Genomic DNA, 18,102 nt, shown 5'->3' with positions numbered 1-18,102 from the left:
CCGGGTTGTCGTCAACTCCGCAGACCCCGTACCGCATCGAGCAGGTGGGGAAGTCCGGCGCCCCGGTCGGTCAGGTGCAGCCGGAGCACCGGCCGGCCCCGCTGGGCGAGGGCTTCGCGGTCGCCCGCGGCCTGCGCGGCCTGCAACTGCCCGAACGAGTACGGCTTGCCGGGCACCGGCAGGTCGTCGGCCACGTCCCCGGTGATCTGCAGGTACGACCCGAGCTGCGGGCCGCCTTTGTGGTATTGCCCGGTGGAGTGCAGGAACCGGGGCCCCCAGCCGAAGGTGACCGGGCGGCCGGAGGCGGCGGCGAGCCCGGGGCGCACCTGCGCGGTCTTGGCGTCGGCGAACCGGTCGAGGTAGGCCATCACGGCCAGGTAGCCGCCGTCGCCGAGCCCGTCCAACAGCAGCCGCAGCGCCCCGGCCAGGTCACCGGGGAGCGGGTCGGTCCGCTGCGGCTCGCCCGGGAACCAGTACCCCTCGATCCCGCCGTCGACGAAGGTCGGTGTCTCGATCGGCAGCCCGGTGCCGAGCAGCCGGTTGGTGTTCTCCTTGGACTCGGTCACGTTCGGCTGGTTGAACGGGTCGATCCCGAGCACCACCCCGGCGACCGCGCATGCGTACTCCCAGGCCAGGAACTGCGCGCCCAGCGGGCCGTTGACCGCCAGGTCGGGCCGGATGCCGCCGCCCGGCACCGCACCGGCGGCGAGCCCGCCGCCGTAGGTGACGGTCAGCACGTCCGGTCCGGTCGCACCCGGGCTGCCCGGGTCCTCGACCACCACCGGCAGGATGCCGACGCCGTTCTTGCCGGTCGACTCGGCGATCAACTGCTCGGCCCAGTCGCCGAGGCCGTCGATGCCGGTGCCGTCCGAGACCAGTGCGACCTTGTCCCGGCCGGTGGTGGCGGCGGCACCGAGCGCGGCGCCGAGCGCCAGCCCGGGGTTGTCCTGCGCCCCGCCGAGCGCTCCGGCCAACTCCTCGGCCTGGTCCAGCAGTTCCGCCACCTCGACCCCGGCCAGTGCCGACGGGACCAGCCCGAACGCGGTCAGCGCCGAGTAGCGCCCCCCGACGTCCGGGTCGGCGAGCACCACGAACGCGCCCATCTCCTCGGCGGTCTTGGCCAGTGGCGAGCCGGGATCGGTGACCACCACGAAGCGCCGGCCCGCCTCGGCCTCGGTCAGCCCGGAGTCGAGGAACGCCTGCCAGTACGCCCGGCGGTGGCTGTCGGTCTCCACGGTCGAGCCGGACTTGCTGGCCACCACCACGACGGTCCGGTCCAGCCGGTCGGCGATCGCCGCCCGCACCTGACCGGGGTCGGTGGTGTCCAGCACGGTCAGCGACCTGCCGAGGGTACGGGTGATCACCTCGGGGGCCAGCGACGAGCCGCCCATCCCGGCGAGTACCACGTGGTCGAGGTCGGCCAGTTCGGCCTTCAGCTCGGCGAGTTGGGGGAGCAGTTCCCGGCTGCGCCGGAAGGTGTCCACCCAGCCGAGCCGGATCGCCGCCTCGGCCTGCGCCTCCGGCCCCCACAGCGTCGGGTCCTTGCCGACCAGCCGCGCCGGTACGTCCTCGGCGAGCAGCGCGGCCCGGGCCGAGGCCGGGGCCGCGGCGTCGACCGCCTCCGCACCGTAGACGGCGAGCCCGGCCGCCCCCTCGCAGCCGCCGTCGAGCAGGTCCTGCCCCTGCCCCGTGGTCACGCGTTGCCTCCGGCCCGGAGGGCCGCCTCGGCGTTCTCCCCGGCGGCCTGGTTCGGCTCGCCGGCGCCCTGCGCGGCGGCCTCCAGCGACTTGCGGACCCCGTCCAGCAGCTCCAGCCAGCTCGCCTCGAACTTCTCCACGCCCTCCCGCTCCAGGGTGGCGATCACGTCGTCGAAGTCGACGCCGGCCGCGGCCAGCCCGGTGAAGACCTCCCGGGCCTCCGAGTAGGCGCCGGTGACGGTGTCCGGGCGGATCTCGCCGTGCTCGGCGAAGGCGTCGATCACCGGCTCGGGCATGGTGTTGACGGTGCCGGGGGCGATCAGCTCCTCGACGTAGATCACGTCCCGGTACTCCGGGTTCTTGGTGGAGGTGGAGGCCCAGAGCGGGCGCTGCGGGTGGGCGCCGGCGTCGGCCAGCGCCTGCCAGCGGTCCGAGGAGAAGACCTCGGAGTACCGCTCGTACGCGAGCTGCGCGTTGGCGACCGCCGCCTTGCCCTTCAGCGCGGCCAGATCCGGCCGGCCGGCACCGCCGCCGAGCTTGTCCAGCCGCTTGTCCACCTCGGTGTCGACCCGGGAGACGAAGAACGAGGCCACCGAGGCGATCTTGGACAGGTCGTGCCCGTTCGCCAACGCCTGCTCCAGGCCGGCCAGGAACGCCTCCATCACCTGCGAGTAGCGCTCCAACCCGAAGATCAGCGTGACGTTCACGCTGATCCCGGCGGCCAGGGTCGCGGTGATGGCCGGCAGCCCGGCCTCGGTCGCCGGGATCTTGATGAACAGGTTCGGCCGGTCGATCAGCCACCACAGGGCCTTCGCCTCGGCGACCGTCGGCTCGGTCTGGTACGCCAGCCGCGGGTCCACCTCGATCGAGACCCGACCGTCCACCCCGGCACTGCTGTCGTACGCCGGGCGCATCACGTCGCAGGCCCACCGCACGTCGTAGGTGGTCAGCGCGCGGACCGCCTCCTCGACGCTGACCCCGCGCACCGCCAGGTCCCGCAGTTGCCAGTTGTACTCGTCCGCGTCGCTGAGCGCCTTGGCGAAGATGGTCGGGTTGGTGGTCACCCCGACCAGGTGCTTCTCCCGGCGCAGCTGGTCCAGGTTGCCCGAACTCAGCCGCACCCTTGAAAGATCGTCGAGCCAGACCGCCACTCCCGCGGCGGTGAGCTCACCCAACCGGTCAGTCATGTCTGCAACGCTCCCTCAGTTGCCGGTGGTCTCACCGGTGATCTGGCCCACCCGGGTCAGCGACGCGTGCGCGGCCGCGACGATCCGGTCAGGGGTGAATCCGAACTGTTCGAAGAGCACGCTGTGCGGTGCGCTCGCGCCGTAGTGCTCCAGGCTGACCGCCTCGCCGCTGTCGCCGATCAGGTCCCGCCAGGACATCGCGATGCCGGCCTCGACACTGACCCGGGCCCGCACGTCGCGGGGCAGCACCGCGTCCTGGTAGGCCGAGTCCTGCTCCCGGAACCACTCCTGGCACGGCATCGAGACCACCCGGGTCGGGGTGCCCTCGGCCTCCAGCCGCTCCCGGGCGGCCAGGCAGAGCTGCACCTCGGAGCCGGTGCCGATCAGGATCACCTGCGGCTGCGCGTTCGACGCCTCGGCCAGCACGTAGCCACCCTTGACGGTCTGGTCGGCGCCGGCCAGCTCGGTCCGGTCCAGCGTCGGCAGCGGCTGCCGGCTCAGCGCCAGCGCCGACGGCCGGTCGGTGTGCTCCAGCGCCCGCCGCCAGGCCCAGGCGGTCTCGTTGGCGTCGGCCGGCCGGATCACGTCCAGGCCGGGGATGGCGCGCAGCGCGGTCAGGTGCTCGACCGGCTGGTGGGTGGGGCCGTCCTCGCCGAGACCGATCGAGTCGTGCGTCCAGACGTAGACCACCGGCAGCTTCATCAGCGCGGCGAGCCGGACCGCCGGGCGCATGTAGTCGCTGAACACCAGGAAGGTGCCGCCGTACGGGCGGGTGCCGCCGTGCAGCGCGATGCCGTTCAGGATCGCACCCATCGCGTGCTCGCGGATGCCGAAGTGCAGGGTGCGACCGTACTCGTTGCCCGGGAACGCCTTGGTGGCGTACTCGCTGGGGATGAAGGACGGCTCGCCCTCCATGGTGGTGTTGTTGCTCTCGGCCAGGTCGGCCGAGCCGCCCCAGAGTTCCGGCAGCACCGGGGCCAGGGCCTGGAGGACCTTGCCGGAGGCGGCCCGGGTGGCGATCCCCTTGGCGTCGGCCGGAAACTCCGGCAGCGCGTCGGTCCAGCCGGCCGGCAGCGTACGGGTGGCCAGCCGGTCGTGCAGCGCCTTGCCCTCCGGGTTGGCGTCGGCCCACGCCTGGTACGCGGTGTCCCACTCGGCGTGCGCCGCCCGGCCCCGCTCCAGCACCTGGCGGGCGTGCGCCAGCACCTCGTCGTCGACCTCGAAGTGTTGGGCCGGGTCGAAGCCGAGCAGCTTCTTGGTCTCGGCAACCTCGTCGGCGCCGAGCGCGGAGCCATGGATCTTGCCGGTGTTCTGCTTGGTCGGCGCCGGCCAGCCGATGATGGTGCGCAGCGCGATGAACGACGGCCGGCCGGTCTCCGCCTTGGCGGCGAGCAGCGCGGCGTGCAGCGCCTGGACGTCCTCGTGGTAGTGGCCCTGGTCCGCGTCACCGCTGCGCCAGTCCACCGTCTGCACGTGCCAGCCGTACGCCTCGTAGCGGGCGGCCACGTCCTCGCTCTTGGCGATCCTGGTGTCGTCCTCGATCGAGATCTCGTTGTCGTCGTAGATCAGGATCAGGTTGCCGAGCCGCTGGTGCCCGGCGAGCGCGCTCGCCTCGTGGCTGATCCCCTCCTCGATGTCGCCGTCGGAGGCGATGCACCAGATGTGGTGGTCGAACGGGGAGGTGCCGGGCGAGGCGTCCGGGTCCAGCAGGCCGCGCTCGCGGCGGGCGGCCATCGCCATCCCGACCGCGTTGCCGAGCCCCTGGCCGAGCGGGCCGGTGGTGGTCTCGACGCCCCGGGTGTGCCCGTGCTCGGGGTGGCCGGGGGTGAGCGAGCCCCACTGCCGCAGCGCCTTGAGGTCGGTCAGGCCGAGTCCGTACCCGCTGAGGTAGAGCTGGATGTAGAGGGTGAGACTGCTGTGGCCCGCCGACAGCACGAACCGGTCCCGCCCGGTCCAGTCGGGGTGCGTCGGGTCGTGCCGCATGACCCGGTTGAACAGCAGGTATGCGGCCGGCGCCAGGCTCATCGCCGTACCCGGATGGCCGTTGCCGGACTTCTCCACGGCGTCCATGGCCAGCACGCGGACGGTGTCGACGGCACGCTGGTCGAGATCGGACCAGCTCAGCGAGGTTTGCTCGGGTCGATTGTCAGCCACGATCGTGTGTGCTCCTCGGCGTGATGGGCGGAACCCTCCCTCATGACCCTAGTGCGGTGTCCATCAACGTTCACCGGATCCCCCGGTGGTGTGTGGATCCTCGCGTTGTTGAGCGAGCGACTCCCCACCGGCTGGTGGGGCGGGCCACCGCTGGCCAATCGACCCCCGCCGCCTGAAGGGCGGCGGAAGTCACGCCGGGACCGGCCCGCACCCGGTAGGTGTCGGCCGCTCGACGGTGCGTGACCGCCCCACCCGGAACGGCGGGTTTGAGGCGGTGGGTCCGCCGCCCGGGGTGCGGGTGGCGATGATGGCCGCCGCGATCAGGTCACGGTGGCCCAGGTGTTGACAGTGTGGGCAGGCGAAGACCCGCCCTCGGGGTTTCGACACCCGCCGAAGGCAGGACGGGCAGGTCGATGACGACCCTCGCTCGTCCACCAGTTGCATCCTAATTCCGGCGGCAGCCGCCTTGTCACCCAAAATCCGGATGAGGCGACCGAGTTGCCATTGGCGTAGCCGCAGGTTGTGCCGGCGGCCCGCATCGATGTCCAGGACGCCCCGTGGATCACCTACCCTCAGAGTCCCGATCCGCTGCTCGACCGCCCAGGCGACCAGTTTTCGCGGCCTCGTGCTGGGCCTGTCGGATCCGGCGACGATGCCGCCCTTCCACAGGGCGGGCCCGCCGCCGGTAATGCCGCCATCGCCGAGAGCCCTGCTCACCCCGGCCGGGTGCCCGCCTGGCGACCGCCCGGCGGCGGTGTTTCGTGTCGGTCAGGTGCTGGCGGTGCTCGGCGCGGAGCGCGCGTCCGGACACCAGCAGGGCCTGTCCATGCGGGCCGCTCACCGCGTACGGGTGGATCACTCCCAGGTCCACTCCAGCTACCCGATCAGGCTCCGGGCCAGTGCCCGGTTCGTACGAGGTCACCGGTACTTCGGCGGTGACGTCCAGGAAGATGCGACCGGCGTCGTAGAGCAGGGTGACCGAGCGGATCTGCTCGGCCGCGTAGGGCAGGTCACGGGCCAGCCGCAGCCACAACGGTGGAGCGTCCTTGGCAGTCGGAATCCGTGCCCGGCGACCGTGGAGGGTGAAGGTGCCGTGATACCGGCGCAGCGGCACCAGTAGTCGTCGACGGCGCGGGAACCGGGCGGAAGTGTCACCCTCGGCACGGCGCTTCGCCGCCGCGAACCAGGCGTCGGAGAACCGGCGCAACACGGATCGAGCACCCGTCGTGTCCAGGTCCGCAAATGTGCCCGAGCCCGCCCGGGTCAACTCCCGACACAACTCCTGGTAACCCGCCAACGGCGCGGCTCCGCGGGCTCGCCGCCAGTTGTTGATCTCCAACACGCACGCCCACACGTCGCCGGCTGAGCGCAACAGGCCGAAACACCGCCGCCGCTGCCCGGGCGTGAGGCGTAGACCGATCCGGGCGGTGCGGTGCACGACGCAGGCGCAGCCGGATCTCGACGACGAGGCATGAGCAGAGCCAAGCACACCTGTACGACAACCCGGCAAGCGTCGAGCGGCGACCGGGCAGCACGTCTGGACGACCATCTCCCGGTCTCGTCCACCGGCGATGCGGTTCGCCGGAAGTGTGATCGTTCGCACCGAAGAAGGGTCGCCCGGGCAGCGAAAACGACGACGCGTAGGCTGTCGGTCGGCGTGCTGGCCCTCGGCCGCCCGCCACCCGCGCTGCCTCCGCAGCCGAATCACCCGTGTGCCCGACGCCGGAAGGTGGCAATCCGTGAGCATGATCACCGAGCGCCCCGTGACCGGCGGTGCCCCGGCTGCGGGGACCCCGGGCGAGGTGACCCGGCGCCGGGACGTCGCCGCTCTGATCCGGGCGTACGTCGCGCTGACCAAGCCACGGATCGTCGAGCTGCTGCTGATCTCCACGGTGCCGACGATGATGCTGGCCGCCGACGGGATCCCGTCGCTCTGGCTGGTCGGCGTCGTGCTGGTCGGCGGATCGCTGGCGGCGGGCGCGGCCAACGCGCTGAACTGCTACATCGACCGCGACATCGATCAGGTGATGAAGCGGACCAAGCGCCGGCCGCTGCCGACGCACACCGTGGCGCCGCGCAGCGCGCTGGTCTTCGGGCTGGTGCTGGCGGTGGTCTCGGTGACCCTGATGGCGGTCTTCACCAACTGGCTGGCCACCGCGCTGACCCTGGGCGCCATCGTCTACTACGACCTCGTCTACACGATGTGGTTGAAGCGGACGACCTGGCAGAACACCTTCTGGGGCGGGATCTGCGGCTCGGCTCCGGTGCTGATCGGCTGGGCGGCGGTGACCGGCTCGCTGGCGCCGCGGGCCTGGGGGCTGTTCGCGGTGGTGTTCTTCTGGCAGCTACCGCACTTCTACGCCCTGGCCATCAAGTTCAAGGACGACTACGCCCGGGCCGGCATCCCGATGCTGCCGGTGGTGGCCTCGATCCGCCGGGTCACGACCGAGATCGTCGTCTACACCTGGTTGACCGTGGCGGCGTCGGTGCTGGTCTGGCCGCTCGGCATGGGCCCGGTCTACGGGCTCACCGTGCTGGCGGCGGGCGGGATGTTCGTCGTCGAGGCGCACCGGTTGAGCCAGCGGGCCGCCCGGGGCGGGCCGGTCAAGCCGATGCGGCTGTTCCACTGGTCGATCACGTACCTGACGATCGTCTTCGCCGCGGTCGCGGTCGACGCGCTGCTCTGACGGTTTCGGGGCCTTCGTCCCCGTTCGTCCCGTTTGCCAGACCTGAACGTGAATGATGGCTTTGAATTAATCGCGTATACACCGAAAAATCGCCCAAAGCTGGTGAGTAGCTCCGGTAAACGTCACCGTAATCGGCATCACAAATTATCGGTAGCTGCCCCTCGTGCCGGTCGAAGTCTGCTTAGGCTTCGCGTTATGGCAGATGGTTCCGATACGACGCCGACGGCCGAGCAGACCGTCGCGGGTCAGACCCCCAACGGTCTGGTCGCTGGCATCCAGTCGTTTGCCGCCGGCCACGGCGGCGCGAAGGCGGTCATCGAGTACGTCGGCAAGCGGGGCGCACGCATTGTCCTGGTGGGGGAGGACGGCGTGTGGGCTGACCAGTTCGCGGAGAGCACCGATGTCGCGCGACTGGCCTGCGCCAAGGCGGGGGTAGCCGTGGAGAACGAATGGGAGCGGGAACTGATGGACCAGATGCGTCCGAGTAACGATCTTTGGCGGTCGATGGCTCGGCGTACCTTCGCTCGTTGATAGTTTTGTCCGATAACAGCCGTGCGACCCGGGGCGAGCCCCGGGTCGCACTCATTACCTGTAGCGAACTTCCCGGACTCGACCCCGACGACCGGCTGTTGCTGGATCCGCTCGCCGAACGCGGCATCCGGGTCGAGGCGGCAGTCTGGGACGACCCGGACGTGGACTGGGCCGGCTACGCGCTGGCGGTGCTCCGCTCGCCCTGGGACTACCCGACCCGGCACGCCGAGTTCGTCGCCTGGACCGAGACCGTGCCCCGGCTGGCCAACCCGGCCGACCTGGTGCGCTGGAACACCGACAAGCGCTACCTGCGGGAACTCGCCGAGGCCGGGCTGCCGACCGTGCCGACGACCTGGCTCGATCCCGCCGACGACTGGGCGCTCCCGCCGGAGCCCGGCGAGTACGTCGTCAAGCCCGTCGTCGGCGCCGGAAGCCTGGACACCGGCCGGTACGACCTGGCCGACGCGGAGCACCGGGAGCTCGCCGCCACACACGTCAAGCGGCTCCAGGCGGCGGGCCGGTGGGTGATGGTGCAGCCGTACCTGACCGCCGTGGACACCGCCGGGGAGACCTCGCTGCTCTTCGTCGCCGGCCCGGACGGGCTCCGGTTCAGCCACGCGATCCGCAAGGGGCCGATGCTGGTCGGCCCGGACTACGGCGTCGAGGGGCTGTTCCGGCCGGAGCAGATCACCCCGCGTACCCCGGCGGAGCCGGAAATCGCGGTTGCCGAGCGGGTACTGGCGGCGCTGCCGGGCGGGCCGGGCCGGCCGCTCTACGCCCGGGTGGACCTGATTCCGGGTCCGGCCGGCGCGCCGGTGCTGGTCGAGGTGGAACTCACCGAACCGTCGCTCTTCCTGGCCCACGACCCGGGCGCGGCCGGCCGGCTGGCTGACGCCATCGCCGCCCGGCTGGGCTGAGCGTCCCGCCGTCGGGTTCGGCTCCAGACCGTCTCGCCGCCGTCGGGTTCGGGTCCGGGCCGGCCGTCGGGTGCGGCGCCGGGCCGGCCGTCGGGTGCGGCGCCGGGCCGGCCGTTCAGGTGCCGCGCCGGCCGTCGTTCAGTGCGCCGTGCCGACGAGATCGGGCCGGGCCTGGCTCAGCGGGGCGGTGAGGGCGGTGCGTTCCCGGGTCGACCAGAGCACCGCGAGGGCGGCGAGCCAGACCAGGCAGGAGCCGAGCATGTGCGCGCCGACCAGCGCCACCGGCAGGCCGGTGACGTACTGCACGAAGCCGATCAGGCCCTGGCCGAGTTCGGCGAGCACGAGCAGTCCGGCCGCCCGGACCGCGCCGGCCGGCGCGCCGACCGCGCGGAACGCGAACCAGATCGCGACGGAGAGGCCCACGAGCAGGAAGACGGTGTCGGCGTGCACCTGGGAGATGGTCTCCGGGTCCAGGCCGTTGCGGGCCGCCCCAGAGTCGCCGGAGTGCGGGCCGCTGCCGGTCACCCAGGTGCCGACCACCAGTACGGCGGCGGCCACCCCGGCGGTGAGCCAGGCGAGCGTACGCAGCGGTGCCGGTACGGTCGGCCGGGCCGGTCCGTCCGGTTCGAGGGTCCGGCGCCAGAACGCGTACGCGGCCGCGATCACCGCCATCGAGGCGAGGAAGTGCAGCCCGACCACCCACGGGTTCAGGTCGGTGAGCACGGTGATCCCGCCGATCACCGCCTGTGCCGGGATGCCGAACGCGGCACCGACGCTGAGCAGCCGGAGCCCTCGGCGGGCGGGGCGCTGCCGCCAGGCGGCGACCATCGCGGCGATGACCACGGCGGCGAGCGCGAAGGTGAGCAGCCGGTTGCCGAACTCGATCGCCCCGTGCACGCCCATCTCGGCGGTCGCCACGTACGAGGAGTCGGTGCAGCGGGGCCAGGTGGGGCAGCCGAGCCCGGACTTGGTCAGCCGGACCGCGCCGCCGGTGCCGACGATCAGCACGTTGCCCACCACGGAGGCGAGGGCCAGTCGCGATAGGGTGGGTTTGCCAGAAAATTCGCCGAATCGGCTCACGCCGGCCATGGTACGTGCAAATGTGATCATGCTGGACGGCGCGTCCGCCGTCCGGTGGTCTGGATCACCGGACACCGGGTTTGCGGACCGCGGACGAAATACGTAACGTTGGCGTAGTGAAAAACCTGGCGGCGTGTTCGGAGCAGGAGCGGGTGACCGATCCGGTCGCCGGTTCCGCCGTGGCCGCCGCCGCTGGGGTCGCCGGTCCGGAGGGCCGCCCGACCCGGGACCGGGTGACCCAGTTGCTGCTGGAGCACGGTGCGGCCACCGCCGCGCAGCTCGGCGCGGAGCTGGGGCTCAGCCCGGCGGCGATCCGCCGCCACCTGGACGCGATGCTCGCCGACGGCGACGTGATCGCCCGTGACCAGGTCGTCCGGGGTCAGCGCGGTCGCGGCCGGCCGGCCAGGATCTTCCGGCTCACCGACTCCGGCCGGCGCCGCTGCGGCACCCACACCTACGACGGGATGGCCACCGCCGCGCTGCGCTGGATCTCCCGGTACGGCGGGCCGGACGCGGTCGACGCCTTCGCCGCCGAGCAGGTCGCGGCGCTGGAGGCCCGCTGCCGGGCCGCCATGGAGGGCGCCGGGGACGACCCGCTGGCCAGGGCCGAGGCACTCGCCGGGGCGCTGACCGCCGAGGGATACGCTGCCAACGCGTCCACGATCGCCTCCGGCGGGCAGTTGTGCCAGCACCACTGCCCGGTGGCCCACGTGGCCGCGGAGTTTCCCCAGCTGTGCGAGGCCGAGACGGCGGTCATCTCCCGCCTGGTCGGCACCCACGTGCAGCGGCTCGCCACCATCGCCCACGGCGACGGGGTGTGCACCACGCACATCCCGACCCAGCCCAAACCTTCCGCCAGCAGTGTGAGGACAGATAGATGACCGAGCAGATCGTCCAGCCCATGACGCAGGAGGAGCAGCTCGCCGCCCTGGGACGCTACGAGTACGGCTGGGCCGACTCCGACGTTGCCGGCGCCGCTGCCCAGCGCGGCCTCAACGAGGCGGTGGTCCGGGACATCTCCGCCAAGAAGAACGAGCCCGCCTGGATGCTCGACCTCCGGCTCAAGGGGCTGCGGCTGTTCGGCCGCAAGCCGATGCCGAACTGGGGTGCCGACCTCGGCGGGATCGACTTCGACAACATCAAGTACTTCGTACGGTCCACCGAGAAGCAGGCCGCGAGCTGGGAGGACCTGCCCGAGGACATCAAGAACACCTACGACAAGCTGGGCATCCCGGAGGCCGAGAAGCAGCGGCTGGTCGCCGGTGTCGCCGCCCAGTACGAGTCCGAGGTGGTCTACCACAAGATCCGTGAGGACCTGGAGGAGCAGGGCGTCGTCTTCCTGGACACCGACACCGCGCTCAAGGAGCACGAGGACCTCTTCAAGGAGTACTTCGGCACGGTGATCCCGGTCGGCGACAACAAGTTCGCCGCGCTGAACACCTCGGTCTGGTCCGGCGGCTCCTTCATCTACGTGCCGAAGGGCGTGCAGGTGGAGATCCCGCTCCAGGCGTACTTCCGGATCAACACCGAGAACATGGGCCAGTTCGAGCGGACCCTGATCATCGTCGACGAGGGCGCGTACGTGCACTACGTCGAGGGCTGCACCGCGCCGATCTACTCCTCCGACTCGCTGCACAGCGCGGTCGTGGAGATCGTCGTCAAGAAGAACGCCCGCTGCCGCTACACGACCATCCAGAACTGGTCGAACAACGTCTACAACCTGGTCACCAAGCGGGCGGTCTGCCACGAGGGTGCGACCATGGAGTGGATCGACGGCAACATCGGCTCCAAGGTGACGATGAAATACCCGGCGGTCTGGATGACCGGCGAGCACGCCAAGGGCGAGGTGCTCTCGGTGGCGATGGCCGGCGAGGGCCAGCACCAGGACGCCGGCGCCAAGATGGTGCACGCCGCGCCGCACACCTCCAGCACGATCGTCTCCAAGTCGATCGCCCGGGCCGGTGGGCGGACGTCCTACCGTGGCCTGGTCCAGGTGCTGGAGGGATCGCACCACAGCAAGAGCACCGTCAAGTGCGACGCGCTGCTGGTCGACACCATCTCCCGGTCGGACACCTACCCGTACGTCGACATCCGCGAGGACGACGTGGCGATGGGGCACGAGGCGACCGTCTCCAAGGTCAGCGAGGACCAGCTCTTCTACCTGATGAGCCGGGGCATGACCGAGGACGAGGCGATGGCGATGATCGTGCGCGGCTTCATCGAGCCGATCGCCAAGGAACTCCCGATGGAGTACGCGCTGGAGCTCAACCGGCTGATCGAGCTGCAGATGGAGGGCGCGGTCGGCTGACGCCGGCCGCCGCCGCATCCCGCCTCGGACCTCGCCAGACAAGACCAAGGAAGAGATGACTACCGAAGCATTCGCGCCCGCCGCGCCGGTCGCGCAGACAAAGGCGCAGACGCTCCGCTCCTACGACGTCCGCGACTTCCCGGCCCTGACCGGCATGGAGGAGGAGTGGCGGTTCACCCCGCTGAAGCGGCTGCGCGGCCTGGCCGACGACACGTTCAGCCCGGTCGACGGCCGGCTGCGCTACGAGGTCGCCGCGCTGCCGGACGGGGTGACCTTCGGCGGCGTGCACGAGGGTGACACCCGGATCGGCAGCGTGCTGACCCCGTTCGACCGGATCAGCGCGCTGGCGCACGGCCGGGCCGGCGAGGCGGTGGTCGTGGCGGTGGCCCCGGAGACCCGGCCGGCCCAGCCGGTCACCGTCCGGCTGGTCGGGCAGGGCGCCGACGGCGCCTCCTTCGGGCACACCTTCGTCGACGTCGGCCGGTTCGCCGAGGTGACGCTGGTGCTGGAGCAGACCGGTTCGGTGACCCTGGCCGACAACGTCGAGGTCGCGGTCGACGAGGGCGCGAAGCTGACCCTGGTCACCGTCGCCGACTGGGCGCCGGACGCGGTGCAGGCCCAGCACCTCAAGGTCCGGCTCGGCCGGGACGCCAAGGTGACGCACATCCAGGTGAGCCTCGGCGGCGAGCTGGTCCGGCAGTACACCAGCGTGGAATACACCGGCCGGGGCGGCGAGGCCGAGCTGTACGGCCTCTACTTCGCCGACGCCGGGCAGCACCTGGAGCACCGGCAGATGGTCGACCACAGCGTGCCGGACTGCCGCAGCTACGTCGGCTACCGGGGCGCGTTGCAGGGCGTCAGCGCGCACACCGTCTGGGTCGGCGACGTGCTGATCCGGGCCGCCGCGACCGGCACCGACACGTACGAGATCAACCGGAACCTGGTGCTGACCGACGGCGCCCGCGCCGACTCGGTACCCAACCTGGAGATCGAGACCGGTGAGGTGGCCGGCGCCGGGCACGCCAGCGCGACCGGGCGCTTCGACGACGAGCAGCTCTTCTACCTGATGGCTCGGGGCATTCCCGAGGACGAGGCGCGCAAGCTGGTGGTCCGGGGCTTCTTCGCCGAACTGCTCAACAAGATCCCGGCCGAGGAGCTGCGGAACCGGCTCGGCGAGCAGATCGAGACCCGGCTGATGAAGGCTGGCTCCTGATGATCCGGATCTGTTCGACCGAGGACGTGCCGAAGGGCAGCGTCATCTCCGCCGACGTGGACGGCACCGAGATCGCCGTCGTGCACGCCGAGGACGGCAACTTCTATGCCGTACGCGACGAGTGCTCGCACGCCGCCGTGGCGCTCTCCGAGGGCGAGGTCGACGGCTGCACCCTGGAGTGCTGGCTGCACGGATCCCGCTTCGACCTGCGTACCGGCGAGCCGACCGGGCTGCCCGCGACCGAACCCGTACCCGTCTACCCCGTCGAGATCCGCGACGGCGACATCTACCTGAGTCTCACACCGAGCAATGGAGTTACCGCACCATGAGCGTTCTGGAGATCCGTGACCTGCAGGTGTCGGTCCGGCTGCCCGAGGGCGAGCTGAAGCCGATCCTGGCCGGGGTCGACCTCACCGTGCGGGCGGGGGAGACCCACGCGATCATGGGCCCGAACGGGTCCGGCAAGTCGACCCTGGCGTACTCGATCGCCGGGCACCCGAAGTACGAGATCACCGGCGGCGAGGTGCTGCTGGACGGTCAGGACGTGCTCTCGATGGCCGTGGACGAGCGGGCCCGGGCCGGCCTCTTCCTCGCCATGCAGTACCCGGTCGAGGTGCCCGGGGTGTCGGTGGCGAACTTCCTGCGCACCGCGAAGACCGCGATCGACGGCGAGGCGCCGAAACTCCGCACCTGGGCCGGCGAGCTGCGCGGCGCGATGGAGCGGCTCCAGATGGACCCGGCGATGGCCCAGCGCAACGTCAACGAGGGCTTCTCCGGCGGTGAGAAGAAGCGGCACGAGATCGTGCAGCTCGAGCTGCTCAAGCCGAAGGTGGCGATCCTCGACGAGACCGACTCCGGGCTGGACATCGACGCCCTGCGGGTGGTCAGCGAGGGCGTCAACCGGGTCCGCGAGACCGGCGAGACCGGGCTGCTGCTGATCACCCACTACACCCGGATCCTCCGCTACATCACGCCGGACTTCGTGCACGTCTTCGTGGCGGGGCGGATCGTCGAGCAGGGCGGCCCGGAGCTGGCCGAGAAGCTCGAGGCCGAGGGCTACGAGCGGTACGTCGCCGGCGCCGGCACGGCCCGGGCCTGAGAACCGGAAGGGCACCGTCGAGATGACCAGCATCGCGATCCCGCCGGGGATGCCACAGTACGACGACGTGCCGCGCTACGACGTCGAGGCGGTACGCGCCGACTTCCCGATCCTGGGGCGCGAGGTCAACGGCCACCCGATGGTCTACCTCGACAGCGCGAACACCTCGCAGAAGCCCCGGCAGGTGCTGGACGCGCTGCGCGAGCACTACGAGCGGCACAACGGCAACGTCTCCCGCTCGGTGCACACCGTCGGGACGGAGGCGACCGAGGCGTACGAGGGGGCCCGGGCGAAGGTGGCGACCTTCGTCAACGCGCCGAGCCCGGACGAGGTGGTGTTCACCAAGAACTCCACCGAGGCGATCAACCTGGTCGCGTACGCCTTCTCCAACGCCTCGCTCGGCGCGGGCGGTGACCCGAGGTTCCGGCTCGGCCCCGGCGACGAGATCGTGATCTCGGAGATGGAGCACCACTCCAACATCGTGCCGTGGCAGCTCCTCTGCGAGCGGACCGGCGCCACGCTGCGCTGGTTCCCGGTCACCGACAGCGGCCGGCTCGACGAGTCCGGGCTGGAGGAGCTGGTCAACGAGCGGACCAAACTGGTCTCGATCGTGCACATGTCCAACATCCTCGGCACGATCAACGCCACCGCCCGGATCACCGAGCGGATCCGGCAGGTCGGCGCGCTGCTGCTGCTCGACTGCTCGCAGTCGGTGCCGCACCTGCCGGTCGACGTGGTCGACCTGGACGCCGACTTCATCGCGTTCACCGGGCACAAGATGTGCGGGCCGAGCGGGATCGGGGTGCTCTGGGGCCGGGGCGAGCTGCTGGCCGCGATGCCGCCGGTCTTCGGCGGCGGATCGATGATCGAGACGGTCGCGATGACCGGCTCGACCTACGCGCCGCCGCCGGCCCGGTTCGAGGCGGGTACCCCGCCGATCGCCGAGGCGGTGGCGCTGGGCGCGGCGGTGGACTACCTCTCCGGGATCGGCATGAAGGCGATCCAGTGGCACGAGAAGGAACTGACCGCGTACGCGCTGGACGCCCTGGAGACCGTGCCCGGGTTGCGGATCTTCGGTCCGTCGGTGCCGGTCGGCCGGGGCGGGACGATCTCGTTCGCGCTGGACGGCATCCACCCGCACGACGTGGGTCAGGTGCTGGACGCCGAGGGCATCGAGGTGCGGGTCGGCCATCACTGTGCGCGACCGGTCTGCGTCCGGTTCGGCGTACCGGCGACGACCCGCGCCTCGTTCTACCTGTACACCACGACCAGCGAGGTCGACGCCCTGGTGCGCGGGCTGGAACAGGTACGGAAGGTGTTCGGGTAATGCAGGTCGACCAGCTCTACCAGGAGATCATCCTGGATCACTACAAGCATCCGCACGGGCGCGGGCTGCGCGGGCCGTACGCCGCCGAGGCGCACCACGTCAACCCCACCTGCGGCGACGAGGTGACCGTCCGGGTCGCCCTGGACGACGGCACGCTCAGTGACGTCTCGTACGACGGCCTCGGCTGCTCGATCAGCCAGGCGTCGGCGAGCGTGCTGCACGAGCTGCTCACCGGCAGACAGACCGGGGACGCGTTCGCGGTGCACGCCGCGTTCGTCGAGCTGATGTCCGGGCGCGGGCAGGTGACCCCGGACGAGGAACTCCTCGGCGACGCGGTGGCGTTCGCCGGGGTGGCCCGCTATCCGGCGCGGGTGAAGTGCGCGCTGCTGCCCTGGATGGCGTTCAAGGATGCCGCGGCCCGGGCCGGAGTGGACGTCGAGGCCGGCAACGAGGACAGTAACGAGCGGAGCGAGGTGAAGACGGCATGACTGATCAGGACACGACGACCGCGTCGGCCGAGTCGACGGGGTCGACCGGCAGGGCCGCGGTCGCCGACATCGAAGAGGCGATGAAGGACGTCGTCGACCCCGAGCTGGGCATCAACGTGGTCGACCTCGGTCTGGTCTACGGGGTGCACGTGGACGACGAGAACGTCGCGACCCTGGACATGACGCTCACCTCGGCGGCCTGCCCGCTGACCGACGTGATCGAGGACCAGGCCCGGCAGGCGCTGACCACCGGCCCCGGCGGCGGCCTCGTCAACGACATCCGGATCAACTGGGTCTGGCTCCCGCCGTGGGGCCCCGACAAGATCACCGATGAGGGCCGCGACCAGCTCCGCGCCCTCGGCTTCAACGTCTGAGCGGCCCGCCTGTCGCAGATCTTGACGAGTTGTTGTCGCGGGAACGACAACAACTCGTCAACATCTCCGGTGGACTTCCCCGGTGCGGATGCCGGGGGACGAGGGCAGCGAGTGGGAGTGGCTGCTGTTCGAGCAGTCACAGGTGGTGACGTGGGGGCAGGCCAGTCGGGCGCTGTCGCCCGCGAAGGTGCGGCATCTGCTGGCGGCGGGGCGGTGGCGGCGATGGTGCCGTGGCGTACTGGTGGCGCATCCGGGTGAGCTGACCCGGGCCCAGCAACTCTGGGTGGCGGTGTTGTCGGTCGGATCCGACGCCGTGCTCGCCGGCCTGAGCGCAGCCGCCGAGGCGGGACTGCGGGGGTTCCGGCCGGAGCCGATCGACGTACTGGTGCCGGAGGGGCACAGCAGCTCGACCGCACGTCGCCGGCTCGCGCCCGGGATGCCCGGGGTGCGGGTGCACCGGACCAGGTCACTGCCGCCGGATCAGGTGCAGGCGGCGCGTCCGAGACGGACCAGTACCGCTCGCTGGTGGACGCGGCCGGCTGGGCGCGTACCGACGACGAGGCACGGTCGGTGATCGCGGCCGGGTGCCAGCAGCGCCTGGTGCTGCCAGGGGAGATCATCAAGGTGGTCGAGGAACTACCCCGAGCCCGTCGCCGGGCGTTGGTGCGGGAGACCGCCCGGGATGCCGAAGGCGGCGCGGAAGCGCTGTCCGAGATCGATTTCGTCCGGCTCTGCCGGCGCTACCAGCTACCCCGGCCCGACCTCCAGGAACGGCGGCGGGATGCCAGCGGTCGGGTGCGCTATCTGGACGCGTACTGGCGGCGTTGGCGGCTGCACGTCGAGGTCGACGGTGCGCACCACATGCAGGTACGCCACTGGGAGGCGGACATGCGCCGGCAGAACGACGTGTGGCTCGACGGCGACCGCCTACTCCGCTTCTCCGCCCACCAAATCCGCCACCACCCCGCCGAAGTCGCCACCCAACTCCACCGCGCCCTCACCACCGCCGGCTGGCGCCCGACAACCCATAGATCTTGACG

The 18,102-nt window shown here is 71.2% G+C and carries 18 protein-coding genes; 13 read left to right on the top strand and 5 right to left on the bottom strand.

The genetic code is table 11. The annotated features are described in order from the left end of the window. Positions 1 to 11 precede the first annotated feature (11 nt). From AAH979_RS16600 to AAH979_RS16585, 4 genes are all read right to left on the bottom strand, one after another. Positions 12 to 1,673 carry a glucose-6-phosphate isomerase gene (locus AAH979_RS16600; protein ID WP_346259020.1) on the bottom strand — a complete coding sequence of 554 codons (1,662 nt, stop codon included), beginning with the start codon at positions 1,671 to 1,673 and terminating at the stop codon, positions 12 to 14. Positions 1,674 to 1,693: 20 nt separating this feature from the next. Beyond that, positions 1,694 to 2,884: a transaldolase gene (tal, locus tag AAH979_RS16595; protein ID WP_346258993.1), complete on the bottom strand. Its 1,191-nt coding sequence runs from the start codon at positions 2,882 to 2,884 to the stop codon at positions 1,694 to 1,696. 15 nt (positions 2,885 to 2,899) lie between these two features. Continuing rightward, the gene (gene tkt, locus AAH979_RS16590) at positions 2,900 to 5,038 is read right to left on the bottom strand and encodes a transketolase (protein WP_346258992.1); all 2,139 of its coding nucleotides are present in this window, start codon (positions 5,036 to 5,038) and stop codon (positions 2,900 to 2,902) included. Positions 5,039 to 5,600: 562 nt separating this feature from the next. Next, positions 5,601 to 6,380: a hypothetical protein gene (locus AAH979_RS16585; RefSeq protein ID WP_346258991.1), complete on the bottom strand. Its 780-nt coding sequence runs from the start codon at positions 6,378 to 6,380 to the stop codon at positions 5,601 to 5,603. A 397-nt stretch (positions 6,381 to 6,777) separates the two neighbouring features. On the opposite strand from AAH979_RS16585, the gene AAH979_RS16580 reads away from it, so the two are divergent. The 3 genes from AAH979_RS16580 (at position 6,778) to AAH979_RS16570 (ending at position 9,173) form a co-directional block, all read left to right on the top strand. Beyond that, positions 6,778 to 7,725, top strand: coding sequence for a heme o synthase (locus AAH979_RS16580; RefSeq protein WP_346258990.1), 948 nt, complete (start codon positions 6,778 to 6,780; stop codon positions 7,723 to 7,725). Between the two features lie 195 nt (positions 7,726 to 7,920). Next, the gene (locus AAH979_RS16575) at positions 7,921 to 8,256 is read left to right on the top strand and encodes a hypothetical protein (RefSeq protein ID WP_346258989.1); all 336 of its coding nucleotides are present in this window, start codon (positions 7,921 to 7,923) and stop codon (positions 8,254 to 8,256) included. 5 nt (positions 8,257 to 8,261) lie between these two features. Beyond that, entirely contained in the window at positions 8,262 to 9,173 is a 912-nt protein-coding gene (locus AAH979_RS16570) for a hypothetical protein (protein ID WP_346259019.1), read from the top strand. 138 nt (positions 9,174 to 9,311) lie between these two features. Here the strand turns inward: AAH979_RS16570 and AAH979_RS16565 are convergent, their stop codons facing one another. Continuing rightward, positions 9,312 to 10,262, bottom strand: a complete 951-nt coding sequence (locus tag AAH979_RS16565; RefSeq protein WP_346258988.1) for a COX15/CtaA family protein — start codon at positions 10,260 to 10,262, stop codon at positions 9,312 to 9,314. A gap of 170 nt (positions 10,263 to 10,432) precedes the next feature. Between AAH979_RS16565 and AAH979_RS16560 the strand changes: the two genes are divergently transcribed. From AAH979_RS16560 to AAH979_RS16515, 10 genes are all read left to right on the top strand, one after another. Beyond that, on the top strand, positions 10,433 to 11,134 hold the full coding sequence (locus AAH979_RS16560; protein ID WP_346259018.1) for a metalloregulator ArsR/SmtB family transcription factor: 702 nt from the start codon (positions 10,433 to 10,435) through the stop codon (positions 11,132 to 11,134). After that, positions 11,131 to 12,561, top strand: a complete 1,431-nt coding sequence (gene sufB / locus AAH979_RS16555) for a Fe-S cluster assembly protein SufB (protein ID WP_346258987.1) — start codon at positions 11,131 to 11,133, stop codon at positions 12,559 to 12,561. The genes AAH979_RS16560 and sufB overlap by 4 nt, the downstream gene beginning before the upstream one ends. 55 nt (positions 12,562 to 12,616) lie before the next feature. After that, positions 12,617 to 13,774, top strand: a complete 1,158-nt coding sequence (sufD, locus tag AAH979_RS16550; protein ID WP_346258986.1) for a Fe-S cluster assembly protein SufD — start codon at positions 12,617 to 12,619, stop codon at positions 13,772 to 13,774. Next, entirely contained in the window at positions 13,774 to 14,103 is a 330-nt protein-coding gene (locus tag AAH979_RS16545; protein WP_318399289.1) for a non-heme iron oxygenase ferredoxin subunit, read from the top strand. Before sufD ends, AAH979_RS16545 begins: the two co-directional genes overlap by 1 nt. Continuing rightward, positions 14,100 to 14,873 carry a Fe-S cluster assembly ATPase SufC gene (sufC, locus tag AAH979_RS16540; RefSeq protein ID WP_346258985.1) on the top strand — a complete coding sequence of 258 codons (774 nt, stop codon included), beginning with the start codon at positions 14,100 to 14,102 and terminating at the stop codon, positions 14,871 to 14,873. Before AAH979_RS16545 ends, sufC begins: the two co-directional genes overlap by 4 nt. A 22-nt stretch (positions 14,874 to 14,895) precedes the next feature. Further along, entirely contained in the window at positions 14,896 to 16,200 is a 1,305-nt protein-coding gene (locus AAH979_RS16535; RefSeq protein ID WP_346258984.1) for a cysteine desulfurase, read from the top strand. After that, a complete protein-coding gene (sufU, locus tag AAH979_RS16530; protein WP_346258983.1) occupies positions 16,200 to 16,688 on the top strand; it encodes a Fe-S cluster assembly sulfur transfer protein SufU in 489 nt (162 codons plus the stop codon). The genes AAH979_RS16535 and sufU overlap by 1 nt, the downstream gene beginning before the upstream one ends. Beyond that, on the top strand, positions 16,685 to 17,062 hold the full coding sequence (locus AAH979_RS16525) for a metal-sulfur cluster assembly factor (RefSeq protein ID WP_318399293.1): 378 nt from the start codon (positions 16,685 to 16,687) through the stop codon (positions 17,060 to 17,062). Before sufU ends, AAH979_RS16525 begins: the two co-directional genes overlap by 4 nt. An 82-nt stretch (positions 17,063 to 17,144) precedes the next feature. After that, positions 17,145 to 17,636 carry a hypothetical protein gene (locus AAH979_RS16520; RefSeq protein WP_346258982.1) on the top strand — a complete coding sequence of 164 codons (492 nt, stop codon included), beginning with the start codon at positions 17,145 to 17,147 and terminating at the stop codon, positions 17,634 to 17,636. Beyond that, positions 17,588 to 18,100, top strand: coding sequence for a DUF559 domain-containing protein (locus tag AAH979_RS16515; protein WP_346258981.1), 513 nt, complete (start codon positions 17,588 to 17,590; stop codon positions 18,098 to 18,100). Before AAH979_RS16520 ends, AAH979_RS16515 begins: the two co-directional genes overlap by 49 nt. Positions 18,101 to 18,102 lie beyond the last annotated feature (2 nt).

Origin of the sequence: Plantactinospora sp. ZYX-F-223, from assembly GCF_039649625.1 — a bacterium.
Taxonomy (GTDB): Bacteria; Actinomycetota; Actinomycetes; order Mycobacteriales; family Micromonosporaceae; genus Plantactinospora.
Note: the sequence above shows the minus strand (reverse complement) of the source record. Positions and strands in the feature narration are given on the sequence as shown.